We start from the raw sequence: 1,260 nt of genomic DNA, 5'->3' as shown, positions 1-1,260 counted from the left end.
ATTAAACGGTCGAAGTGTTAAATCAAATTTAAGTTAATCTTTAAATTTCTAATTGACAAAACAAGTATATTTGATATCTAAAAAATTAAACAAACATACTTATGAAGAAAATAGTTAGCTTTATTTTTACTGTCTTAGTTTCTAGTGTGGCCATAGCGCAGGAAAACATGACTTTTCAAGCTGAAATAGCCAATAAAAACGGGAACACACTTTTTATCAATAGCGGAAGAGAAACGATTCAAAAAATTGAGGCAGATGCAAAAGGAAATTTTAAAGCCACTTTTCCTATCAAAGAAGGATTGTATCAGTTGTTCGATGGTGCTGAATATGCCAATTTGTATTTGAAAAACGGTTATAATTTAAAAATGACCATGGACGCAACAAAGTTTGATGAGACTATTGCGTTCTCGGGAAATGGTGCTGCGGAGAATAATTTTTTGGCCAAACGAACTTTACAAGAGAACGACATTGATTTTCAAACAATGTTAGAGTTAGATGCTGAAGGTTTCAAGAAAGCCACAGAAGAACTCAAAGCGACACAAATCGCAAGTTTAGAAGCATCCAAAATAGACGCGAATTTAGTTGACATGTTAAAGAAAGGCACGGAAGCCAATGTTGGTCAACTGCAACAATATTACACCATGACGCTAGCCAAGAAAAAAATGAATAATGTGGCAGCGCCTAATTTTGATTATGAAAACCACAAAGGAGGAAAAACCACTTTGGAAAGTTTGAAAGGGAAATATGTATATGTAGATTTATGGGCCACTTGGTGTGGACCTTGCCGTGCGGAGATTCCGTCATTGAAAAAAATGGAAACAGATTTTCATGGAAAAAATATAGAGTTTGTGAGTGTTTCAGTTGATGCTGAAAAAGACCATGAGAAATGGAAAACCTTTGTAACTGAAAAAGAGTTAGGCGGAATTCAATTGTACGCCGGAAAAGCAGAACTTTCTGATTTTATCAAAGCTTTTGAAGTGAATTCGATTCCGAGATTCATATTGATTGATCCTAAAGGTGTTGTTGTTGACGCTGATGCTAAAAGACCTTCTGATCCAAGACTACAGGAGCAATTGAATAAATTATTGAACTAAAACACCAATAAAATCAATACATAAGCCACCTAAATCGGGTGGTTTTTTTATGCTTACAAATAAATCCCAATGTTAAGTTTTCATTCAATGTTACCAAATTGTTAAGTAAAAGTTTTTTTATCGTAAATTAAATTGTAGCTTTGTTATGTAATTATGAACAACTTAA

Annotated in this window: 1 protein-coding gene; it reads left to right on the top strand. The window is 33.7% G+C overall.

Going from position 1 to position 1,260, the window contains the following annotated elements; all coding sequences use genetic code 11:
- The first annotated feature begins 101 nt into the window (after nt 1-101).
- Complete coding sequence (locus tag C0512_RS15825; protein WP_121312452.1) at nt 102-1,094, top strand: TlpA disulfide reductase family protein; 993 nt, start codon at nt 102-104, stop codon at nt 1,092-1,094.
- The last annotated feature ends 166 nt before the right edge of the window (nt 1,095-1,260 follow it).

Source organism: Flavobacterium sp., from assembly GCF_013822155.1.
GTDB lineage: Bacteria > Bacteroidota > Bacteroidia > Flavobacteriales > Flavobacteriaceae > Flavobacterium.
Note: the sequence above shows the minus strand (reverse complement) of the source record. Positions and strands in the feature narration are given on the sequence as shown.